Source organism: Microbacterium sp., from assembly GCF_039812165.1.
Classification (GTDB): Bacteria; Actinomycetota; Actinomycetes; order Actinomycetales; family Microbacteriaceae; genus Microbacterium.
Genome location: NZ_JBDIAB010000298.1, coordinates 1 through 2,777, shown reverse-complemented (window position 1 = coordinate 2,777; position 2,777 = coordinate 1). Strand labels below are relative to the sequence as shown.

Genomic DNA, 2,777 nt, shown 5'->3' with positions numbered 1-2,777 from the left:
CCGACGACACGTGCGTGCGCGGGGCGATCGAGGGGCGCGACGACGAGGCCATCGGCGGTCAGCTCAACGAGCGGCTCGCGATGCTCGCCGAGGCGTTCATCGTCCGAGACTGAGCGGCCGCCGGCATCCGCCGTTCGGCGTCAGTCCGCTGTGCGGGCGGCCAGCAGGGCGTGGCAGCGGGCGAGGCGATCGAGCCACCAGGCGGTGCGGTCGGCGGGTGCCGCGACCTCGGCCACCCGGTCGGGGACGACGCGTCGCACCGGCAGCACGCCGCCCTCGGGCCGGAGCGGCGCCGAGGCCGCGTCGGCCTCGAACAGGGCCGCGGTGCCGAGCCCGCAGTCGAACTCCAGGTCGGGGAGGGCCGCGGCGAGGGCGAGGCCCATGGACAGGCCCACGGACGTGTCGAGCGCGCTCGACACGACGGCGGGAAGGCCCGCCTCCGCGACGATCTCGAGCGCGCGCCGCACGCCGCCGAGGGGCTGCGTCTTGACGACGAGCAGGTCGGCGGCGCCCGCACGCGCGACCGCGAGCGGGTCGGCGGCCTTGCGCACGCTCTCGTCCGCCGCGATCGGGATGCCCATGTAACGCACGCGCCGCCGCAGCTCGGCGAGCTCGTCGAGGCTCGCGCACGGCTGCTCGACGTACTCGAGGTCGAACTCGGCGAGCGCGTGCAGGGCGTGCTCGGCCTCGTCGAGGTTCCAGGCCCCGTTCGCGTCGATCCGCACCCGCCCCTCCGGACCGAGCGCCGCGCGCACCGCACGCACGCGCGCGACGTCGTCGGCGAGGCGCTGCCCGCGCTCGGCGACCTTGACCTTGGCCGTGCGGCATCCGTCGAAGCGTTCCAGGATGCCGGGAACCTCGGTGGCGGGCACCGCCGGCACCGTCGCGTTGACGCGGACCTCGTCGCGCACCGGTGCGGGCTGCGGCGTCCAGCCGAAGTCGATCGCGGCGGCCAGCCAGGTCGCCGCCTCGGCGTCGTCGTACTCGGCGAACGGCGAGAACTCGGTCCAGCCCTCCGGTCCCTCCAGCAGCACGGCCTCGCGCACGTCGATCCCGCGGAAGCGCGTCGTCAGCGGCAGGGCGACGACGCGCGCGGAGACGAGCAGCTCGGGCAGCGGGGGGAGCGTCACGCCTCCATCCTGACAGGTCGCCCGGTGCCGTCGCCTCCGGTGCTCCGCGTGGGCCGGAGGTGCTCGGATCTGAACCACACGGCATAGTGCCCTTGACAGTAGTGTGTGTCACACAGTATCGTGTGATCTGTGAGCGAGACAGAGGCATTGGACACGCACCTCCAGGAGCTGCGGCGCGGCACCGTCGTCCTCGCGTGCCTGCGGCTGCTCCGTGAGCCCGGCTACGGGTACGGACTGCTGGAGGACCTGCAGGCCCGGGGCTTCGACACCGACGCGAACACGCTGTACCCGCTCCTGCGCCGACTCGAGAAGCAGGGGCATCTCACGAGCGAGTGGAACACCGACGAGGCCCGTCCGCGCAAGTTCTACCGCACCAGCCCGGCCGGGCTGCGCCTGGCCGAGGCTCTCACCGACGACTTCCGTGCGCTCGCCGAGGCGATCGCCACCCTTCCGAAGGAGGACTGACATGGACACCGCCACCCTCACCGATCGCTACGTCGACGCCGCGATGCGCACCGTGCCCGAGAAGCAGCGCGCCGACCTGGCCGCGGAGCTGCGGGCATCCATCGACGACGACATCGACGCGCGGCTCGAGCAGGGCGAGCCGCGCGAGAGCGCCGAGCGCGCCGTCCTCGTCGAGCTCGGCGACCCCGACGTGCTCGCCGCGCGATACACCGACCGTCCGCTGCAGCTGATCGGGCCGCGCTACTTCCTCGACTGGTGGCGACTGCTGAAGCTCCTGCTGTGGATCGTCACGCCGCTCGCCGCGTTCGGCGTGGCGCTCGGCAAGGTGCTCTCCGGCGCCTCGTTCGGCGAGGTCGCCGGCACGGTCGCGAGCGTCACGCTCGCGGTCATCGTGCACCTCGCGTTCTGGACGACGCTCGTCTTCGCCCTCATCGAGCGGTATCCGCAGGCGGGCGCGAACGCAGCATCCCGCTCGCGCGGTCGCGGTCGAGCCCCGCTCGTCGAGTGGAGCCCCGACCAGCTGCCCGACCCGCGCGAGAACGGCGCGGCCTTCTCGGACATGATCGCCAGCATCGTGATGCTCGCGGTGGGCGCCGGTGCGGTGCTGTGGGACCACTTCCTCGGCTTCGTGCCCGGCACGCGGCTGCCGTTCCTGCACCCCGACCTGTGGCCGTGGTGGATCGGCGCGCTCCTCGTCGTGATGGCGATCGAGGCGGTGCTCGCGGTCGTCGTCCACGCGGCGGGTCGCTGGACCTACCCGCTCGCGGTCGCCAACACCGTGCTCGCGCTCGTCGTGGCGGTGCCCGCGCTGTGGCTGCTCATGCAGGGCCAGCTCCTCAACCCGGACTTCTGGCCGACGCTCGTCACCGACGGCGAGGCCGAGAACGTCAGCCGCGTCGTCGCGACGGTCACGGGCTTCGGCATCGCCGGGATCGCCGCGTGGGACGTCATCGACGGGTTCCTCAAGGCGCGCCGGTCGCGGTGAGCCCCGCGGGACGACGGGTGGGCGGTCAGCCCACCCGTTGGCCGCACATGCCGCACACGCCCGTGGCGGGCACCTCGACGAAGCAGTCCGGGCACATCGTGCGGGGGCGCTCGACGACGGACGCCTTCCGCGGCGCGGCGGCGCGGCGTTCGCGAGCGGGCCGCGCGCCCGCGCGGGCGGGGGCTCCCACGGACGCC

3 protein-coding genes are annotated in these 2,777 nt (G+C 73.8%); 2 read left to right on the top strand and 1 reads right to left on the bottom strand.

Annotated features, from left to right (window positions below; all coding sequences use genetic code 11):
* Nucleotides 1-140: 140 nt before the first annotated feature.
* Nucleotides 141-1,130, bottom strand: coding sequence for an o-succinylbenzoate synthase (locus WML84_RS14605; protein WP_347346863.1), 990 nt, complete (start codon nt 1,128-1,130; stop codon nt 141-143).
* A gap of 129 nt (nt 1,131-1,259) precedes the next feature.
* On the opposite strand from WML84_RS14605, the gene WML84_RS14600 reads away from it, so the two are divergent.
* Nucleotides 1,260-1,595, top strand: a complete 336-nt coding sequence (locus WML84_RS14600; protein WP_347346862.1) for a helix-turn-helix transcriptional regulator — start codon at nt 1,260-1,262, stop codon at nt 1,593-1,595.
* A gap of 1 nt (nt 1,596) precedes the next feature.
* Entirely contained in the window at nt 1,597-2,580 is a 984-nt protein-coding gene (locus WML84_RS14595) for a permease prefix domain 1-containing protein (protein WP_347346861.1), read from the top strand.
* Nucleotides 2,581-2,777: the final 197 nt, after the last annotated feature.